Source organism: Streptomyces sp. L-9-10, from assembly GCF_004151105.1.
Lineage (GTDB): Bacteria > Actinomycetota > Actinomycetes > Streptomycetales > Streptomycetaceae > Streptomyces.
This window is the reverse complement of the sequence record NZ_PHRF01000016.1, coordinates 23,797-40,384: the sequence shown is the minus strand read 5'-3', so window position 1 is coordinate 40,384 and position 16,588 is coordinate 23,797. Positions and strand designations below refer to the sequence as shown.

10 protein-coding genes are annotated in these 16,588 nt (G+C 64.4%); 7 read left to right on the top strand and 3 right to left on the bottom strand.

Going from position 1 to position 16,588, the window contains the following annotated elements:
* Positions 1–14 precede the first annotated feature (14 nt).
* From CU044_RS03250 to CU044_RS03240, 3 genes are all read left to right on the top strand, one after another.
* Entirely contained in the window at positions 15–1,265 is a 1,251-nt protein-coding gene (locus CU044_RS03250) for a hypothetical protein (protein ID WP_129767020.1), read from the top strand.
* Positions 1,262–4,561, top strand: coding sequence for a hypothetical protein (locus CU044_RS03245; RefSeq protein ID WP_129766901.1), 3,300 nt, complete (start codon positions 1,262–1,264; stop codon positions 4,559–4,561). The genes CU044_RS03250 and CU044_RS03245 overlap by 4 nt, the downstream gene beginning before the upstream one ends.
* 93 nt (positions 4,562–4,654) lie before the next feature.
* Positions 4,655–7,639, top strand: a complete 2,985-nt coding sequence (locus tag CU044_RS03240; protein ID WP_129766900.1) for an RNaseH domain-containing protein — start codon at positions 4,655–4,657, stop codon at positions 7,637–7,639.
* 265 nt (positions 7,640–7,904) lie between these two features.
* On the opposite strand, the gene CU044_RS03235 is transcribed toward CU044_RS03240, so the two are convergent.
* Complete coding sequence (locus CU044_RS03235; RefSeq protein WP_129766899.1) at positions 7,905–8,723, bottom strand: DUF317 domain-containing protein; 819 nt, start codon at positions 8,721–8,723, stop codon at positions 7,905–7,907.
* 323 nt (positions 8,724–9,046) lie between these two features.
* A complete protein-coding gene (locus tag CU044_RS03230; protein ID WP_129766898.1) occupies positions 9,047–10,864 on the bottom strand; it encodes a restriction endonuclease, SacI family in 1,818 nt (605 codons plus the stop codon).
* Positions 10,865–11,868: 1,004 nt separating this feature from the next.
* Here CU044_RS03230 and CU044_RS03210 point away from each other — a divergent pair.
* Positions 11,869–12,411 carry an NUDIX hydrolase gene (locus tag CU044_RS03210; RefSeq protein WP_129766897.1) on the top strand — a complete coding sequence of 181 codons (543 nt, stop codon included), beginning with the start codon at positions 11,869–11,871 and terminating at the stop codon, positions 12,409–12,411.
* Here the strand turns inward: CU044_RS03210 and CU044_RS03205 are convergent.
* Entirely contained in the window at positions 12,408–13,736 is a 1,329-nt protein-coding gene (locus tag CU044_RS03205) for a helix-turn-helix domain-containing protein (protein ID WP_129766896.1), read from the bottom strand. The two genes, CU044_RS03210 and CU044_RS03205, sit on opposite strands and share 4 nt — an antisense overlap.
* 149 nt (positions 13,737–13,885) lie before the next feature.
* On the opposite strand from CU044_RS03205, the gene CU044_RS03200 reads away from it, so the two are divergent.
* From CU044_RS03200 to CU044_RS03190, 3 genes are all read left to right on the top strand, one after another.
* Positions 13,886–14,320, top strand: coding sequence for an ATP-binding protein (locus tag CU044_RS03200; protein ID WP_240045310.1), 435 nt, complete (start codon positions 13,886–13,888; stop codon positions 14,318–14,320).
* Between the two features lie 437 nt (positions 14,321–14,757).
* On the top strand, positions 14,758–15,852 hold the full coding sequence (locus CU044_RS03195; RefSeq protein WP_129766895.1) for a radical SAM protein: 1,095 nt from the start codon (positions 14,758–14,760) through the stop codon (positions 15,850–15,852).
* Positions 15,853–15,880: 28 nt separating this feature from the next.
* Positions 15,881–16,429 (top strand): class IV adenylate cyclase, encoded by a 549-nt coding sequence (locus CU044_RS03190; RefSeq protein ID WP_129766894.1) that lies wholly within the window; start codon positions 15,881–15,883, stop codon positions 16,427–16,429.
* The last annotated feature ends 159 nt before the right edge of the window (positions 16,430–16,588 follow it).

Genomic DNA, 16,588 nt, shown 5'->3' with positions numbered 1-16,588 from the left:
GGGTCCGGCCCGTGATGCAAGCTGACGACACGACAGACATTCAGCAGACCCACGCGCTGCTGGAAATCGTCAAGGCATTCGCCGTGTGCGAGCACGCGATGGCCAGCGAGGAACTGGACGGGCCGAGACGCCTCGACCTCCTCATGGAGGCCCACGGCATCCTGATGGCGGCATGCGGCCCTGGACACCTGATCCGGTTCGACGAACTGATGGGCAGGCTCACTGGCGACCGGGCCGGCTCCCTGGAAGGACTTCTGCCCGACTGGATCGACGGCGAGGCTCTCGTCGGCGTGCGGCTCATGGACAGCGAGGGCGTGGCCACCGAGGAGGGGTTCGACTTCCGGCACGAAGCCCAGCGCGTCCTGCGGGCCGCGCAAAAGGTTGGGAAGTTCACCGGGCAGGTAACGAAGCCGAAGCTGGACGACGAGTACAGCCAGGAAGCCGTCTTCAGCTCGATCAAGGGCCCTTACTACGAGAGGCACCGCACCACGCTGGTGGAGAACCCCACGGTGCCGAGTGGCAACCTGGCGGAACTCAATCTGCCGTCCCGGGCGAACGACTTCTACAAGCCGATCTCCCAGTACGGGCAGTACAACGGCTGGTGGTGGCCCTGCCCTGCCTGCAAGTGGCCTATGAAAGTGGCGGCTTCTCGCACGGGCGTACGCACCCGTGGCACGGTGCGGTGTCTGTACCCCTGGCACGAGGAAACGGGTGCGTCGTACGAGTTTGTCGTGACTGCTCGGAAGAAGACGGCACCCGTGCTGAGTCCGACGTTTGAATGCCGGGTTCCGTCTGGAAGGTTCGCGCGTCTGTGGACCGGGGCCGTGCCGCAGGTGCCGGAGGCCAAGCCAACTGCGGAGTACGTGGCGCTGGTGCGGCCCGTGTGGCGCTACACGGTCGTCCCCGGTCTCCCCGAGCTGGCCCTGCATCGGGCGACTGCGGCGGCTCTGGAGGGAACGGCTTGGGCGTCGCATCTGTGGCCCAACGGGGACCAGTGTGACCTGTGGATCACCCGCGAGGACGGTGAACAGCCGCGGTTTCTTGCCGACTTCAAGGACTACACCTGGCCGAATCATCTGATCAGCAAGCTCCACATGGACGGTGGCGATCGAGGCGGCGCGGAGTATCTGGTGGTGCCCGACCACCGTCAGGAACAGGTCGGCCAGCTCGATGCGGTGTGCCGCATCTACAGGATGAAGGCAGCGATGACCGCGACGGACTACCTGGAGATGGTCATCGGGCAGGTCAAGGAGGACCGGGCATGAGCGGGGAGATGACAGGGCAGGAAGCCGGCCTGGCAGGAGCACTCGCGCTGACCGCGCACTACTTTCCCCGCAAGGACGACGAGGGTCGGGTCCACGCCGGTTTCGAAGAGGCCACGTTCTTCGCCCATCGCAAGCCGCAGGCATGGTCGCAATGGGCGAGCTTGCCAGTGGAAGAGCGGAACCTGATCCGTCAAGTGATGATCTTGATGGCTCAGGAATGGACGGACGCGAAGAAACTCAGGGCCGCGGTCCTCGGGCTGCTCGGCACCCTGGCTCCCGATTCTGACCTTGCGGACAGGTCGGGCGGTTCGCTGCGGTTGCCGGCCGGGGATCCGCACTTGGCGGACGCGGTGATCCCTCGTGTGGGAGGTGATCCCCTCGCTTACGCGCAGCGTGTCACCGGCCCGTTCTTCACCTTCGGCAAGCGCCCCAAGGCACAGGCGTTCGCAGGCCCAGGAACGCTTAAGACGAGGACGGCCTACCTGGGCAAGGAGCACGGCACGACCAGCAGGGAGATCTATATCCAGGGAACTCCCGGCTTCCTTGAAGCACCCGGCCACGAGGTTCTGCCGCAAGTGCACACCCGCCCCCAGCGCGAACGGGTCGCACCGACGGTGAAGCAACTCCTGGACGTCGCCAAGATTCTCAGCGGGCAGGACAAGAGCGTCGCCTACCTCCACCAGGTGCTCAAGCGCTTCTTCAAGAGCATGAAGACCACAGACGGCGCACTGACGGAACTCGACCTGACCAACGGAGACCTGCAGGTCCTCAACGCCCCCACCGGGAGCGGCAAGACGGTCCTCGTACGGGTCATGGCATCCTGGGCAGCGATAAACGACCGGCGAATTGCTCTCGCCGTCACCGATGTGCGAGCCACCTTGGACATGGCCTGGGACATCAACAACGACCTGGCCTACCTGCACCGGAACAAGCATCTCGCCGAACCCGCTCACTGCACTCCGCTGATGTCCCCGTCGAGCATGCACCGCCGGGCCATGGACTACGCCGCCCTCGGCTCCTCCACCCAGATCGACGAGTGGGACCGGCGCGCCAGGACCGACATCGGGCTCCTGTCAGCCGGCTGCGCGCAGCGGGCATTGATGGACCCGCCCACCCTCTATCCGTACGGTGAGGAGAACTGCACCTCGCTGACTTCCGTGGCCACCGGGTCCACGCGGCTCACCTGCTCTTTCGCCCCGGTGTGCGGAAAGTTCCAGCAGTTCTACCAGGCCGCCGACGCAGCCGTCATCGTCACCAACCACGCCAACCTGCTCGAAGGCCGGACACGCATCGGCGTCGTCCTGGACGGACAGAAGTTCCGTGGTAAGGCGCGCGGGACCAGCGGCATGAGCGTCCTTGAGATGACGCTGCGAGCATGCGATGCGCTCGTGATCGATGAGATCGACGCTTTCCAGACGGCCGCCATCAGCAGTTGCACTTCGGAAATCACTCTGGCCTCCCGGAAACGAGCGACCGCGCTGCGGGAGATCGACTCCGACGCCAAGAACCTCCCCCTCGTCCATGAGATGGGCCTCGTAGCGCCCGTCAGTCACGCCCGTCTCATGGCCGAGATGCTGCTGCTGTGGCTCTGCTCCGGAAGCGGGCTGAAGCTGAACCCTGGCAATGGGGCGGACAGCCCCGACGGCGCAAGCCGCGACAACACCGGCTGGCGACTGGCCCGTTCAAGGGACCGCGAAATCCTCCAGCTCCTGTTCCCCGACGAGACCGCGGCCGAGGACATTGCACCCGAGCTGTTCGCCTTCCTCGACGAGATCATGCCCGCCCCCTGGTACGACTCCGAACCGGATGAGGACATCGAGCTTCCCGAAGGAGCCGACTGGGACGCTGTCGAAACGGCCTTGACCACACTCACCGCACAGCGAGGCCAGGACCACCTCACCGATACCCGCGACGCGATGCGCACGCTCCTGCGTGATCTTGTGCCCGATGCGCATCAGCAAGCCGCCGTGGTGAACCTGCTGGTCACCCGCACCGTGCTACGAGAGCTCGACGGTGCGCTGGACGAGCTGCGCATGCAGGCACAGACCCTGCGCTACCTCGACCTGGGATCGGTTCGCAAGATCCTCGAAACCATGCGGAGCAAAACGGTCTCCACCCTCTACCCCCTGGCAATGCTGGGCCGCTCCATCCACGGCTACCAGGTGAAGGGCATGGACAACAAAGAGAGGGAAGCGGAGCTCCTGTCTCGTTCCTTCGGCGGCGATCCCCACACCTTCGTCAGCGAACTCGGCGGTCTCACAGCCCTACTGACCGCCGGCGTGCAGCGCCCAGTCATGGGCCTGTCCGCTACCGCCTATTTGCCCCAAGCCGTGCAGGAACACATCCATGCCCCGGTCCGCTGGTGGTTGCCCGACACCCGCCCTGAGTCCATCGTCACCGTCGCCACCCCCGTGCGGAGCAACAACGGGGACGCCATGAGGATCGGAGGGCTCCCGCCGGAGCGGAAACCCAACGCACTACGCGATCTTGGCAGGGGCCTGTACGAACAGCAGCTCGCCAAACGCCTCGCCCGCCTGGAGAAGCAGGAACCGGAACGGGCCCGCGTCATCCTCGCCGTCAACTCCTACGAACAGGCTGCCTACCTCGCCTCCGGGGTGGCACAGGCCGACGGTCTAAACCACCGAGTCTGCCTGCTGGTGAAGAAGCCTGAGAAACAACGCTACGAGGAGCACCTGCCCACTCACGTGGACCGCATGGTCCGCGAAGAGCTCAAGGACTTCCCCGGCCGCGGAGAAATTCTCATTGCTCCCCTCGCCGTCATCGGACGCGGTCTGAACATCGTCGTCGGTACGCGCTCGGCGGTCCGCGACATCTATCTGTGCGTCCGGCCCGTCCTCAGCATCGAGGACACCGACTGGCTGCACGCAAGCGTCAACGCCGCCGGTTTCAACACCCTTCCTGCCGGCGGCAGCGACGAGCCCCTGGCCGTCCTGCGCACCGCGAGCGAAGCCTCCTGGAAGCAACTCACCAAGATCCTTCGCTCTCCGGCCCGCTTCTCCAACATGGACCACGACCTGCGCAAGGAACTCGTGGCAGGCATGCTCGTTCTACTCATCCAGCTCGCCGGCCGCGCTAGGCGGGGCGAGACCGACATGACCCTCCACATCGTGGACCACTCCATCCACGACAAGAAGTTCAGCTCCGACCTGGCCACGATCATCGAGCAGATCTACCGCGACTGGACTCCGGAGCAGCGCGAGATCATGAATGAGCTCTACGGTCAAGCACTTCAGGCATTCCTGACGTACGCCGGGCTCGAACGCGAGACGCTCTGAACTGCCCACGCCTGCCTCTGCCTTGCCGTGGCGGAGACAGAACCGCATCTCCTCTCCAAAGAGGAGAGACCGAGAGACGAGGTACCCCCGCTCATGGGGCGAAGCAGCACGCAGCGGGATCTCACCGCGCACACCACATCGATCCGTTGCAGCACCGAACTTCTCGAAGGCATGACCGCCCTGGTCTGGGACTTCGGCGACTATCACTCGCCGATCCGCAGGACCTGGCGAGAGTTGGGGAGCACGGCAGCAAGAAACGGAAAGTGGATCAAGGATGTCCAGGAAACTGATCCTTTCCTGGTCCCCTATTCCATCGCTGTCACCGTGCTCCAGCAGATCACCGATGGCTACGTCTACCTGGACAAGAACCTGGCCTTCATGGTGACGCTCAACCCCGTGAAGCCCGACACGCTCCGGACGGTCTTCACCTACCTGGAAGGCATCGTCCGTAAGGTCCCTCTGGACGAGATCCCCTTCATGGACCAGCCCACCCTGGCCCGACTAGTAGCCGACGCCACTCCACAGCGCCACAACTTGGCGGAGAACATCCTCCAACAGGAAGACGGAAAGCCCGCCAGCCCGGACAACTGGGCCTACGAGGCGGTCAAGTGGCACATCGCAATGAAACTGGCCGCAAAGCCCTTCCTCGACCGGGAAGTCGAACCGGTCCTTGAGGCATACGAGGCTGCTACCGGTGAAACAAAACACCGGACCGCCGACTGGCGGCCCTCCGGCAACATCGCGGCAGTGCAGTACCGGCCCATCAGCACCGGTGACCTGATCGCCTGGGACCAGCCCATCGGGCCGGTCTTCGCCAACCTCGCCCACCCGGTCAACCTCGGCGAAGCGATCAAGGCCCGTCCAGAGAACCCCACCCGCAGCCAAGTCCAGTACGCGATGTCTCGTCTGTCAGTGAAGATGGCCACCTACACGGCTGAGCCGAATCCCGTCCTGAATCTCGATGCCCACATCCGACGCATCAACAACACGGTGATCCACGCCAGCACCGTCCTTGTGGACCAGGGAACAGACAGGCCACTCATGTCCGTGTCCCTGGACGGGCGCGGCCTACGGCAGACGAACAAGCACGCGCTGGAAATCCTGGCGAAGATGGACGCCGACCGGTCATCGCTCAACGCGATCGAGGAACGCGTCGCCGACGAGCGCGACCGGCTGAATACCAAGGACGAGAACGGTAAGAGGATCGACATCCTGACTCCGCCACCGGGCGCGATCAGGCCAACCATGCCCAAGACGGACTCCTTCGCCGTCGGCACCGGCTCCGGCATCTATCACCTCTCGCTGCTGCGGGACCACGTCCAGCGCGCCTTCGGCGACACGGCATCCCTGCTCGACCTTAAATCGAAGGGGAACGTCTTCGGCAAGCGTGCCCACGAGCCCGCCACCGCCGCCCTGGCGAAAGAGAAGAAGCAGAAGAAGAACGACGGCGAGTATGTCGATCTCATCGGCAAGCCCTCCCCCGAAGGGATCCGCCGTTCCATTGAGGCGGCCGGATATAAGAAGCTCCGAATTCTGTGCCTGTGGTACCGCGACGCGACGCTCACACGGATGATCCACGGTCTCGCCCACCCCTACGGTCTCGACCCGGATAGCATCGATCCTGACCCCGCCGGAGAGAAGCCCTTCCCCCTCGCGGACGGCATCGAAGCCGTCTTCTGCAACGCCGAAGCCCTGTTGGAGCACGGTCCCGGAACTCAGCGCGCCACCGACGCCCAAAGGATCACCAGCACGTTCGCAGAACCTGGTGTTCTCCTCGCCGCCTGGTGTGAAACGGAGATCCCGGTGCGCGGCGAGGAACACGAGGGCCTGAAGCCCGCCGAGGTGAAGACCGCCCTTGCGGAGAACGATGCCAAGCACCAGGTCGTGCGGGAGCTCGCCAAGGCCGCAGTGCCATCTCAGTTCCTCGTCGGCCGCGAGTACGACCCGTTCACCAAGACCTTCAGCATCGTCAAAAAGCCTCCGAAAGCCTTCGAAGACCACCGCGTCTACATGGGGGTGCTGGACCTCTACCGTTCATGCGGCGTCGTGGACGACCGCTTCGAGCGGGCCCTCTACCCCGACGACGATCCCTACCCGCTGCCCCGCATGGCGTTCTGCGGCATCCACATCCGCAAGCAGGCCACTGACCGCAAGTACAAGGGCGCGCCCAAAAGAATCATCACCGCCAGTGCGATCATTCCTTCCCCTGACCCCGGCGGCCCCTGGCGCATGATGGGTTGGAGCAACATCCACCCGCAGTGGGAGCACTACGCCCTCGCACAGAGCAATTTCCACGCCGCCAACTACCCCCTTCACACTGAGAACGGGGACAGCGACTTCCAGCGCTGGGCGCAGGCCGGCGATGACGTCTGCACCGCCCTCAAGGAACTCCACGACGAACTCGACGGCCTGCCGTACGCCTTGATGATCGACGGCCACGCGAGCCGCCGCGTATGGCCCGGCCTTCACAACAACAAGCAGGGCCTGGGGAAAGATCCGGACGACCCCCGCCTCTGGCTTCCCGCAAGCGGACTGCCCCCGTCCTGGAATCCGGCCAGCATCATCCGCATGAACTGCGCGCAGGCGGAGATGCCCCGCCTGGTCAACGTCACTGAGAAGCAGAAGAACGGCAAAACCGTCCCGCTAAAGACTTCGAGCGACCTCTACTACCCGGAGGACCGGCCTGAAGGCCACCCGTGGTTCCTGTTCACCGAACCCCGTAACTACGGCAAGAAGCGCCACGGGCAGTGGAAGACCCGCTGGCGGGCCGACCCCGGAAAGGCATCGAAGAACGTCGGCGAACGCAAGGAGAACGAACTCAACTCGCCGTGGTACAGCATGACCACGCGGGAGATCACCCCCATGCACACACGGGACGGCTACGACCGGGAGACTCTCGCGGTCGCTGCCGCACGGCTCAGCCACCAGGCGCTCTCCTGGTCAGACCGGACGCGATACCCCGCCCCGCTCCACGCCGCACTTCAAATGGACCTTGGCCACCCCCAGTACCGCCGCTCTGCCCCGAAGGACCCCGAGAGCATCGAGATCCTGAAGGAAGCCCGCGGCACTGACTCGTAGACCGTCAGCATCAGCAACGGATTTAGCCCCTTTTCGGTTTGACGCAAGGCCAGCCGCCAACTACCCGAGCCGCACCGACACAACCGCCAAAGCCGGCAACACGTGCCGAGCCTGAACGTCGCTTGGCCCAACTGAAAGCGGAGAACAAGCACCGCCGTGCGGGGCAGCCGGATTGATGCATGGCCGGAGTGCCAACGAGCTGCCAGAGCAGCGTGAAGCCGGGCCTCCCGAACGGGAGGCCCGGCTTCATGGCGCGGGTCACTGCTCAGCTGGCGGGGGCACACAGCAGCTGGTCCCGCGTGCTCTCCGGCAGCAACCGGCGCAGTACCGGTGCGGTGGAGCTGAGCGAAGACGCGAACGCGGCGACAAGGCCGTGCGGCACGCTGGTGCTGAACGACGCAGCCCACAGGTACGGGGCACCCATGGCCGACTCAGCCCACGCCTGCCAGCCCGTCGCCCCTGACTCCTCAGCCTCGGCGGTCAGGGCGCGGGGGTCGGCATCCTGGATGAGGGGTGGCACCTCGCCGAGACTGAGGCGGGCGGTGAAGGTGGGGTGCATCGCCGCCGCGTGGGGTTCGTCGGCGTCGCGGAGCCAGCCGTGCGCGGTGGCCGCATCGAGGACCGCCTCGGGACCGGCGGGCAAGGCGGCGGGCCGGCCGCACTCGTCGAGCGCGAGGAGAAAGTCGGCGAGGACCTCGCCCGGAACGTCGGGGGTGAAGTAGGCGGACCAGTCCGCGAGCGGACTGCTCGCGTCCGAACGGGCAGAAACCTGCCACGCGATCGGCAGCCCACCAAGGTGAAACGGCTCGTCCGGCAGCATCCACTGAGCCCACCGAAGGGCGTCAGGACTGATGTGCAGGACGGTGCTGCGCAGCACCTGATGATTTTCCAGCGGCTCGTTGACTTCACGCCGCCCGCGAACGACAGTCAGGCCAGTCCAGCCCAAGTCGGCGAGGCTGTCCGCGACGGCATCGTAGAGACGACCGTCGTCGCCAGCCAAGTGCCGGGGACCGACCCAAAACGCGGGAGGAGCGCCAGGTCGGAAGGGATCGCTGGGATGGTGCGAGTGCAGGGGCGCCTCCATGGGCTCGGGGGGTAGATCTTCCGGCAGGGCGTTGTACGTTGACATGGTCTGCGGCTAGCACACCAGTCCTTTCGGAGACCTTTGTGTCTGCTCCCGGCGAACTGGTGTCCCTTGCTATCCAATTGAGGCGTTCGACATCGAACCCATCCGTTTCGGCTTCTATGACAGTGAACCTAGTCGTCCAGGATGATCGCGCTGGGCTCGCATGGCCACATGAGCTGGGCCGCACTAGACGCCGAGGTATCGTGCGTGCAGGTGGCCTGCTGGACTGCGCGACGGCTAGTACGTCTCCGTCGGCAAGGCACCTGAGCACCACTCCCCATTCAGCGAGATACAGCCCACCGAATTCTACGGTCGACGAGATTATCGTGCGCCAAGTCCGCAAAATTAGCCGCACAGTTCGGGTACTTCTGCAGCACTTCGGCAACCGAACTAGCGGCACCTCCACTTAATGCGCGCAACCATGTCGAAATCCTACCCTGGGCATCTTTCTGATCCCATACAGCATCCCAGCGGAATGCGCCTCGGCAGCATTCCTCCAGCAGGTCTAGTTCGTTTACGAGGGCGGCCTGACGGCCGATATTAAATATCCAGAAAGCCACCCGATTAACCTCCGGCCATTCATTTCCTCCACGCGTCTCAATAAGCCTGGCCATTTCACGAATTACATCGATAGCGCGACCGGAGTCCCTCAGTAAAGCCGCCAATACTGGAGCCTCATCCACTCCGAGTAGGATGTCGCAAAACGCGGCAGAATTACCCGTCCTCCGAACCGCAAGATCCAGTAATTCATCCAGCGCGACTGTCGACCCTTTTGACACTTCCGCAAGGAGGTAAGCAGTATTTCTGGGGTCCTGCCTAATTGGAGAATTAAGCTCGCGGGTGACGAGTTCGAGGAAATCGCTGACGGAACCTGGCCGCATCGCAGGGTCGTCTCTCGTAGCGCTTCTCACAACCGCACGCCATACCCCATTTGCAGGTATTAGGGGAACGTTTGCGCGTGGACGTTTGCCAGTGACTGCCCAACCAACGAACTGACCCAAGCTGTATATGTCTGCCTGCGGTCCTGCGCTGTGGGCATCGTCCTCCAATTCGGGTGCCGCAAACCCCTCCGACCCTAGAGCCATACCTTTCCTCGTCCGCTGAGGATCAGTCGTCATCCCTCGCGGACGCCTTACGATGCCCCAGTCAGCGAGCACCCACCGACCGCGCAGCAAAAGAATGTTGTCAGGCTTGATATCGCGGTGCACATATCCCTTTTCATGCGCTACCTTAAGAACCGAACATACGGCTTGCAGCAGAGAGAGAAGTACATCATCATTCCGCAACTCATCGCAATGATCTACGGCGGTACCTTCAGCGTACGGCATGACAAACCAGGTATGGTCCTGGGCGTAGTCCAAAATGGGCATGGCATGAGGGTGCCTACCGAGAAGAAGTCCTACTTCTATCTCCCGTCTCATCCGAGCAACGCGTCGACCTAGCGGTATGCGGAGTTTCTTCAGAGCCACCACGGAGCCCGTAGACTTATCTCTCGCCCTAAACACCTGAGCTTGGCCGCCATCTACAGGAATGGGATCGCAGGCATAATTTTTGCGAACACCAACCACGTGGCGGGCAACTGATTCCGGCTTATTATCGTATCCCGCATGTTCGGAGCAGACCTTCAGGAAGGCCATAAGCGCCAATTTGCATTCCTTCGGACTGTGCTGTTCGAGAACTCTCAGGGCGTCATTGAGCCTGCCGAAGTGCATACTATGCTCCGGCGGCAGCCGGGATATCTCGTCGTAGTGACTGTAGCGAAAGAAGGGCTGATTATTTAGAGGCTCTCTCCCAGTGGTGTACAGGTCGAAACCAAGCCCCGCGGCGGCTGGCACAAGGACGCGGTGGCACAGCGTTCGGGCTGAATAAGACCGAGTGCTGTATGCCTCCTTTATGGAGCGAGGGTCCACCGCCACATCGCATGCACGGGCAAGGAGCGCGGTACCCAGAGCGGGGGTGTATGTGCGAGGTGCTCCCTCTTGTCGAAGTGAGCGCGAAAAATTCAGCCATGTATCAGGCAACGAAGTAGCTTCAACCGCTTGGACATATGCGTCGTCCAATATCTGGCGGGCAGCATCCAGGTCAAGCTTGACTCCCATATCAGCCCCCTTGATCAACCGGCCCCGATCGTATGCAAATTGGGGTCACCGCTATCGAAGTCCCAGGCTATGTTATCTACTTGGGTCCAATGGCGAGCACCGAGCCACATCCCAGTGATGGTGCCGGACCACTGTCGCAGCCCAGCGATGGCAGGCGCCGCCCGTGATGCGGACTCGGGAGTGAGGGCTTCGAGCTGGGCCTCCAGCGGCCCCCCGTCGCGTTTGTGGGTCACTGCACCATGCCGGTGCTGTCTCGCAGTCGGCCGGGTCTGGGCCATCCAGTGCAAGCACCGACGAGACGACGCCTACGGCGCCGCCGTGGGCGTCGGCGTGCTCCAGCAGGTCAATGGCACCCCACGGCAGGGGCGGACATCGCGGTCCTGCTGAGCAACACGCTGACAGAGACGAGTAGCCAGGGATCACGCGAGCAGAGAGAGCACTGGTCTGAGGGCTTGATTTTCGCCGCGCTCGCACACACACGCCGGCACCTCGTCGCACCCGTTCTCCTGTCTCACGAGTCATGACAGCGCCGTCGGGCGGCGCGGCGGCGGGATGCGGTCCAGCAGATCCCACAGCGGCCGTGATGCCCAATTCCGTTGTCAGTACCTACTGTCAGTGGCCGAGATGACGCAACCCCCTCATCGAGGGTGGGATGGAACCGGTCTACCGGACCGGAGTTGGGGTTGTACCAGCCGCGTCCAGGTCCCCCTCCTTCGTCTCGGGGCCGGGCCCGACAGCGCAACCACACCGAGTCGTCGCGCATGCAGAAGATGACCCAGCCCCGGTACTCGCCGCACTGCGGGCAAGCGCGGACCTCACCGTCAATAAATGGCGGCTGTACCCAGCGCATCATGAACCCATCGACGTGCTGCCGAGATGGCGCCCGCAGATCGGTTGGTCGGCCGGATCACGCGAGTACCGGGCCGGAAGTCGTTGATGGGGCAGACGGCTTCTCGTCCAAGTGACATTCTGTGAGCTGCACAGAGGCGAAGGGGAGTTGGCTCATGCAGTGGACGGTTCATGGCGAGCGCCAGATTTACGACAACCCGTGGGTCAATCTCTGGCTCGTGGATGTCCAGCAGCCGGACGGCCGGCGGTGGGAGCACCATGTGGTCCGGATGCGGCATCTCGCGGTCGCCGCGGTGGTGGATGAGCAGAAGCGGGTGCTGATGATGTGGCGCCATCGGTTCATCACGGACACGTGGGGCTGGGAGCTGCCGATGGGCCTGATCGAGGCCGACGAGACCCCGGAGCAGGCGGCGGCCCGTGAGGTGGAGGAGGAGACCGGCTGGCAGGTGGAGCGCCTGAAGCCTCTCGTCTACGCGCAGCCAGCCAACGGCATCACCGACTCGGAACATCACGTCTTCCGTGCTGAGGCTGCCGCCTATGCCGGTCCGCCGACCGAACTGAACGAATCGGACCGTATCGAGTGGATCCCGATGTCCGAGATTCGCGGCATGATCGACCGTCGCGAGGTGGTCAGCAGCGGAAGCCTGGTCGGGCTGTTGTACCTCCTGCTGGACGACGCCACGAGCGCCGCAAGCTAGCCGAGCGCTTCGCGCATGCGCTGCTCGAAGGCGATCACCGGCGTCTCGTGCGCGTAGGGGGCGAGGCGCTGGTGGAACTCGTGGACGTGGCCCGCGACCCGTGGTGAGTCGAGGGACGCACTGAGGTCCAGGGCGAGCCCAGCGCTATGGCACGCGGCATCCAGCTTCCCCTGCTGGAGTTGGGCCGTGGCCAGCCAGAATGCGTGGAAGGCGCGGCCACGCTGTTGTGCGCCTGTTTCCCGTCGAAGGCCCTCGGCGATCAGTGGCTCGGCACGTTCCGACTCGCCCAGCTTGGCGAGGGCGATTCCCGTGTCGACGATCAGTTTCGTCTCGTCGAAGTAGCGGATCCAGGAAGGCGCCTCGCCTTCCTGGCTGCGGGCTTGCTCGTATGCGTCCCGGGAACGTCCGATGGCCTGGTGACACGAGGCGGCGTCGCGGAGCGTGGCGTGGGCGAAGGCTTCCCGCATGTGGAGCATCGACATCACAAGCGGCTGCCCGCCGGCGGCTCGGGCGCTGTCCTGGGCCTTGCAGGCCAGTGCCACCGCATTGACGGGCTGTCCGTCGTACGTTGCCTGCAGGCTCATGCAGGAGAGGACGTTGGCCATGAAGAGGTAGTCGTCCTGCCCGTGCGAAAGCCGCAGCGCCTGGGTGAAGTGGGTGCGCGCGGTGCTGTACTGGCGGGCATCGAAGTAGGCCCACCCGGCGAGGCGAGCGAGCTCGGCCGCGAGTGACTGAAGATCGCGGCGCAGAGGGGTGCGGACGCTGCGCATCACCTGCGTCACGTATCGAAGGTGCCCTACGACAGCCGGACGCAGGGAAGCGCCGCCGTGTTCGTCGTCACGGCGCCAGTAGTCCTCGACCGATGACCGCAGGGCGAGGAGCGTCGATCGCGTTACCCTTCCATCGGCGAGCATCAGCAAGTCGTCGAAATCACTGTGGGATTCAGCGTCAGTTTCCCGTTCAGTGTCGGCGAAGGTCTCGTATGTCTGCGCGGAACGGCTCGGAAGTCGGTCTCGCGACGTCGCGGGGGACGGGATTTCCCAGGGCCTGTGGGCGAGCCCGAGCATGGCGCCGGGGATACGAAGGCCGTCGGCGACCCGCTCGATCACATCGATGTGGGCGAGTCCGCGCCGCCCCGACATGATTTCCCCGACCCGGCTCGGTGTCATGCCGCACAAGGCGGCAACGCGGGACGGGTAGATGCCCGCCTTCGTCCTCACGAGGTGGAACACCTTCGCGAAGTCGCGCTTCTGACAGGCGCGTTGCCACTCGGGGTTCGCGAGCAGCTCAGGCGGAAGTCCCTGATGAGGCTGGGGTCCGGGCACATGCGCTCCTCTGCCGCATCAGGCGGTGCCGTCTGGCGGTTGGTCAGCCGCTCTGGATATTACCCACGTTGGGTAATCACTGTGACCTGATTACGTGATGGCCCTTCGCGGTGAGCTGGTCCTCCAACCGCCTGCGACGAGGGGACGCGATGTACGCGATGGCCACGCACGACCAGCAGACCGCCGAGAGATGGCACATGCAGTTCGCCTCGACCGCCGCATGCGTCTCCCTCGTCCGGCGCCAGGTGGAGAAGACCCTCAGCGAGTGGGGATACGTACTCGACGACATTGACCGGGTCGTCCTGGTCTCCAGCGAGCTCGCGACGAACGCCGTGCTACACGGACACGTCCCCGGGCATCTCTTCGAAGTCGCTCTGATCTCGACGGACCACAGCTGCTTGATCGAGGTATCGGACGGCAGCCCCCGCACTCCGATGGCACTGCGTCTTACGGCTGATGAGGAACACGGTCGTGGGCTGCCGCTCGTCAGCGCCCTGGCCATACGAGTCGGCCACCACGCGCGCAAACCGAGGGGCAAGACGGTCTGGGCCCACATGCTGCGCACATCCCAAGGATCACGATGAGAGGGCACCACACGAGTGCGTCCCGCAGCACGCGCACGAGCTATTGCCCCGTCGAGACCAGCCCTGGGGCCGGCCGCCGGCGCGAGGCGACAGCCATGATGCGCGTCATCGGCCGCTACGCCGGAGTCCTCTTCATTATCGGCATCAGCGCATCGTGCGGCCTGGTCGTCGGTCTGGCCCTCGCAACGGCACCGACTCCATAGACCGGTCCGCCCCAGGCGAGTACCCGCACCGCGGGTCGGCTCCCCCGTGCCCACCTGGGGCGGACCCTCCCCCCTCCGTCGGCTGCCTATGAGCGAGCTCGGCAGCCGACGGAGGGCCACCCACCGCTCCGCACCCACCGTGACCCCAGCCACGCGGTCCGCCCGGGCAGCAGCGCGGACGCGCCATGCGCGCCGTGCGCCGCGATCCACTTCGACCCGCCTGAGGTACGCCGAATGATTCAGCACCCAGCCCTTGAGAACATCCACCACGCGGTCCCGATCACGGTCACCACCGACCGCACCCTCAGAGTGAAGATCATCGACTCCTGCGGGATGACCTGCACCTTCTGCCACAACGAAGGCACCCCCGTAAGCGTGGACAACCGTGCCCACGCGACCGACCTGTTCACCGACTCGGGCAGCTCCGGACGCGTATCGATCTACGTGGCCACCAACGGGGCGAACTTTCTCAGTGCGCCTGTTTTCCCGGACGAGTCGTTCCGCCACGCACTGGAACAGCTCCGGAACGCCCTCGGCTTCCACGAGGTCCACCTGACCGGGGGCGAGCCGACCCTCCATCCCCGGCTTCCCGAGATCGTCACCATGGCCAGAGAAGCCGGCTACGCGGTAAGCATCACCTCGAACGGTGAGAACGGGGCCCGGATACTGCCCAGTTGCGCCTCGGCCGGGCTCGGGCACGTCAACTTCTCCGTCTTCGGAACGACTCCCGAAGAGCTGGCACAGGTGCAGCACGTCCGGTACCGGAACAAGGCCCTGGCTGAGCGCAAGATCGCAGCATTGGACGAGTCGATCAGACTCGCCGTGAAGCTCGGCGTGGACCCACGCGCGAACATCGTCCTGCCGCACCGAGACCATGTGCCGCGCGTTCACCGCCTCCTCGCCAAATACTCCCCCTCCCTGTCCGTCCGGATCCTCTCCTCGCTGGCGGACGGCGACGAGTCCCTGAACGCCATCGACATCCTGCTCGACGAGCTCGGCGCCGAACTCGAAGAAGTCCGCCTCATCGCGGGCACCTCGGGCTTCCGCATGTCCTACCGGCTGCCCGACGGCCGTCCGCTCATCGTCAAGCACATCCGGCCGGTGAGGCTGCCGACAACCTGCGCCAACTGCCGCTTCAACAACGCCACCGACTGCCAGGAGGGCTACTACGGCGTCCGCTTGTACCGAGACACGACAGGCCGCTTCCACGTCGGAGTCTGCATACAGCGCATGGACCTCTGCCTACCCGTGGAAGAGTTCGTAGCCGGCGACACCCGCGACGAGGTCGTCAGATTACGGGAGAGCGACCTCCGAGACCTGACCGCCTAGAAACCGATCACCAGGAGCACAGACAGCGATGGCCCAGCACGAGTACGAGGCGAAATTCCTCAGCATCGACGTCGACGCGGTACGCGCCCAACTCCGCGCCGCCGGTGCACAACGAGCGTTCGACAAGACCATGTTCACCCGCTTCATCTTCGAGAACGACGCGGTCAAGGGCGAACAGTGGCTCCGGCTGAGGGACGAGGGAGGCAAGAAGACCCTCACCCTGAAGCAGGTCAGCGACGCCACCACCATCAACGGCACCACAGAGATCGAGATCGAGGTCAACGACCTCGACAAGACAGCCGAACTCCTCGTCGCCCTCGGGCTGCGCCAGGTCCGATACCAGCAGAACTACCGGGAAGAGTGGCAGCTCGGCGACATCACCTACGACCTCGACACCTGGCCCGATCTCCCCACCTTCATCGAGATCGAAGGTCCGTCGGAAGAATCGGTCCGCAAGGCGGTGGCCGCACTTGGCTTCGACTACGAACAGGCCCGCTACGGCAGCATCGACCTCATCTACAAGAGCGAGCTGGACCGGGACATCCTCGTCGAGCCAACGCTGCTCTTCACGGCGTAACTGATATGCAGCGCGTGGGCCGTCGTCCTTGGAGGGTGACGGTCCACTTGCTGGAACCGTCACCGAGCAGACACCGTCGTCCAGCACTACTACTTCACCGAAAATCTCGCAGAACCCCACAAACCCCAGGATTAGCGGGCCAGCCTGCCAGAACGCGAA

Bases quoted from the DNA above. Each gene is read 5' to 3' on its own strand.
- CU044_RS03200 (WP_240045310.1), top strand. From the start codon at position 13,886: ATGTACGCGATGGCCACGCACGACCAGCAGACCGCCGAGAGATGGCAC.
- CU044_RS03195 (WP_129766895.1), top strand. From the start codon at position 14,758: ATGATTCAGCACCCAGCCCTTGAGAACATCCACCACGCGGTCCCGATC.
- CU044_RS03230 (WP_129766898.1), bottom strand. From the start codon at position 10,864: ATGGGAGTCAAGCTTGACCTGGATGCTGCCCGCCAGATATTGGACGAC.
- CU044_RS03245 (WP_129766901.1), top strand. From the start codon at position 1,262: ATGAGCGGGGAGATGACAGGGCAGGAAGCCGGCCTGGCAGGAGCACTC.
- CU044_RS03210 (WP_129766897.1), top strand. From the start codon at position 11,869: ATGCAGTGGACGGTTCATGGCGAGCGCCAGATTTACGACAACCCGTGG.
- CU044_RS03250 (WP_129767020.1), top strand. From the start codon at position 15: ATGCAAGCTGACGACACGACAGACATTCAGCAGACCCACGCGCTGCTG.
- CU044_RS03240 (WP_129766900.1), top strand. From the start codon at position 4,655: ATGGGGCGAAGCAGCACGCAGCGGGATCTCACCGCGCACACCACATCG.
- CU044_RS03235 (WP_129766899.1), bottom strand. From the start codon at position 8,723: ATGGAGGCGCCCCTGCACTCGCACCATCCCAGCGATCCCTTCCGACCT.
- CU044_RS03190 (WP_129766894.1), top strand. From the start codon at position 15,881: ATGGCCCAGCACGAGTACGAGGCGAAATTCCTCAGCATCGACGTCGAC.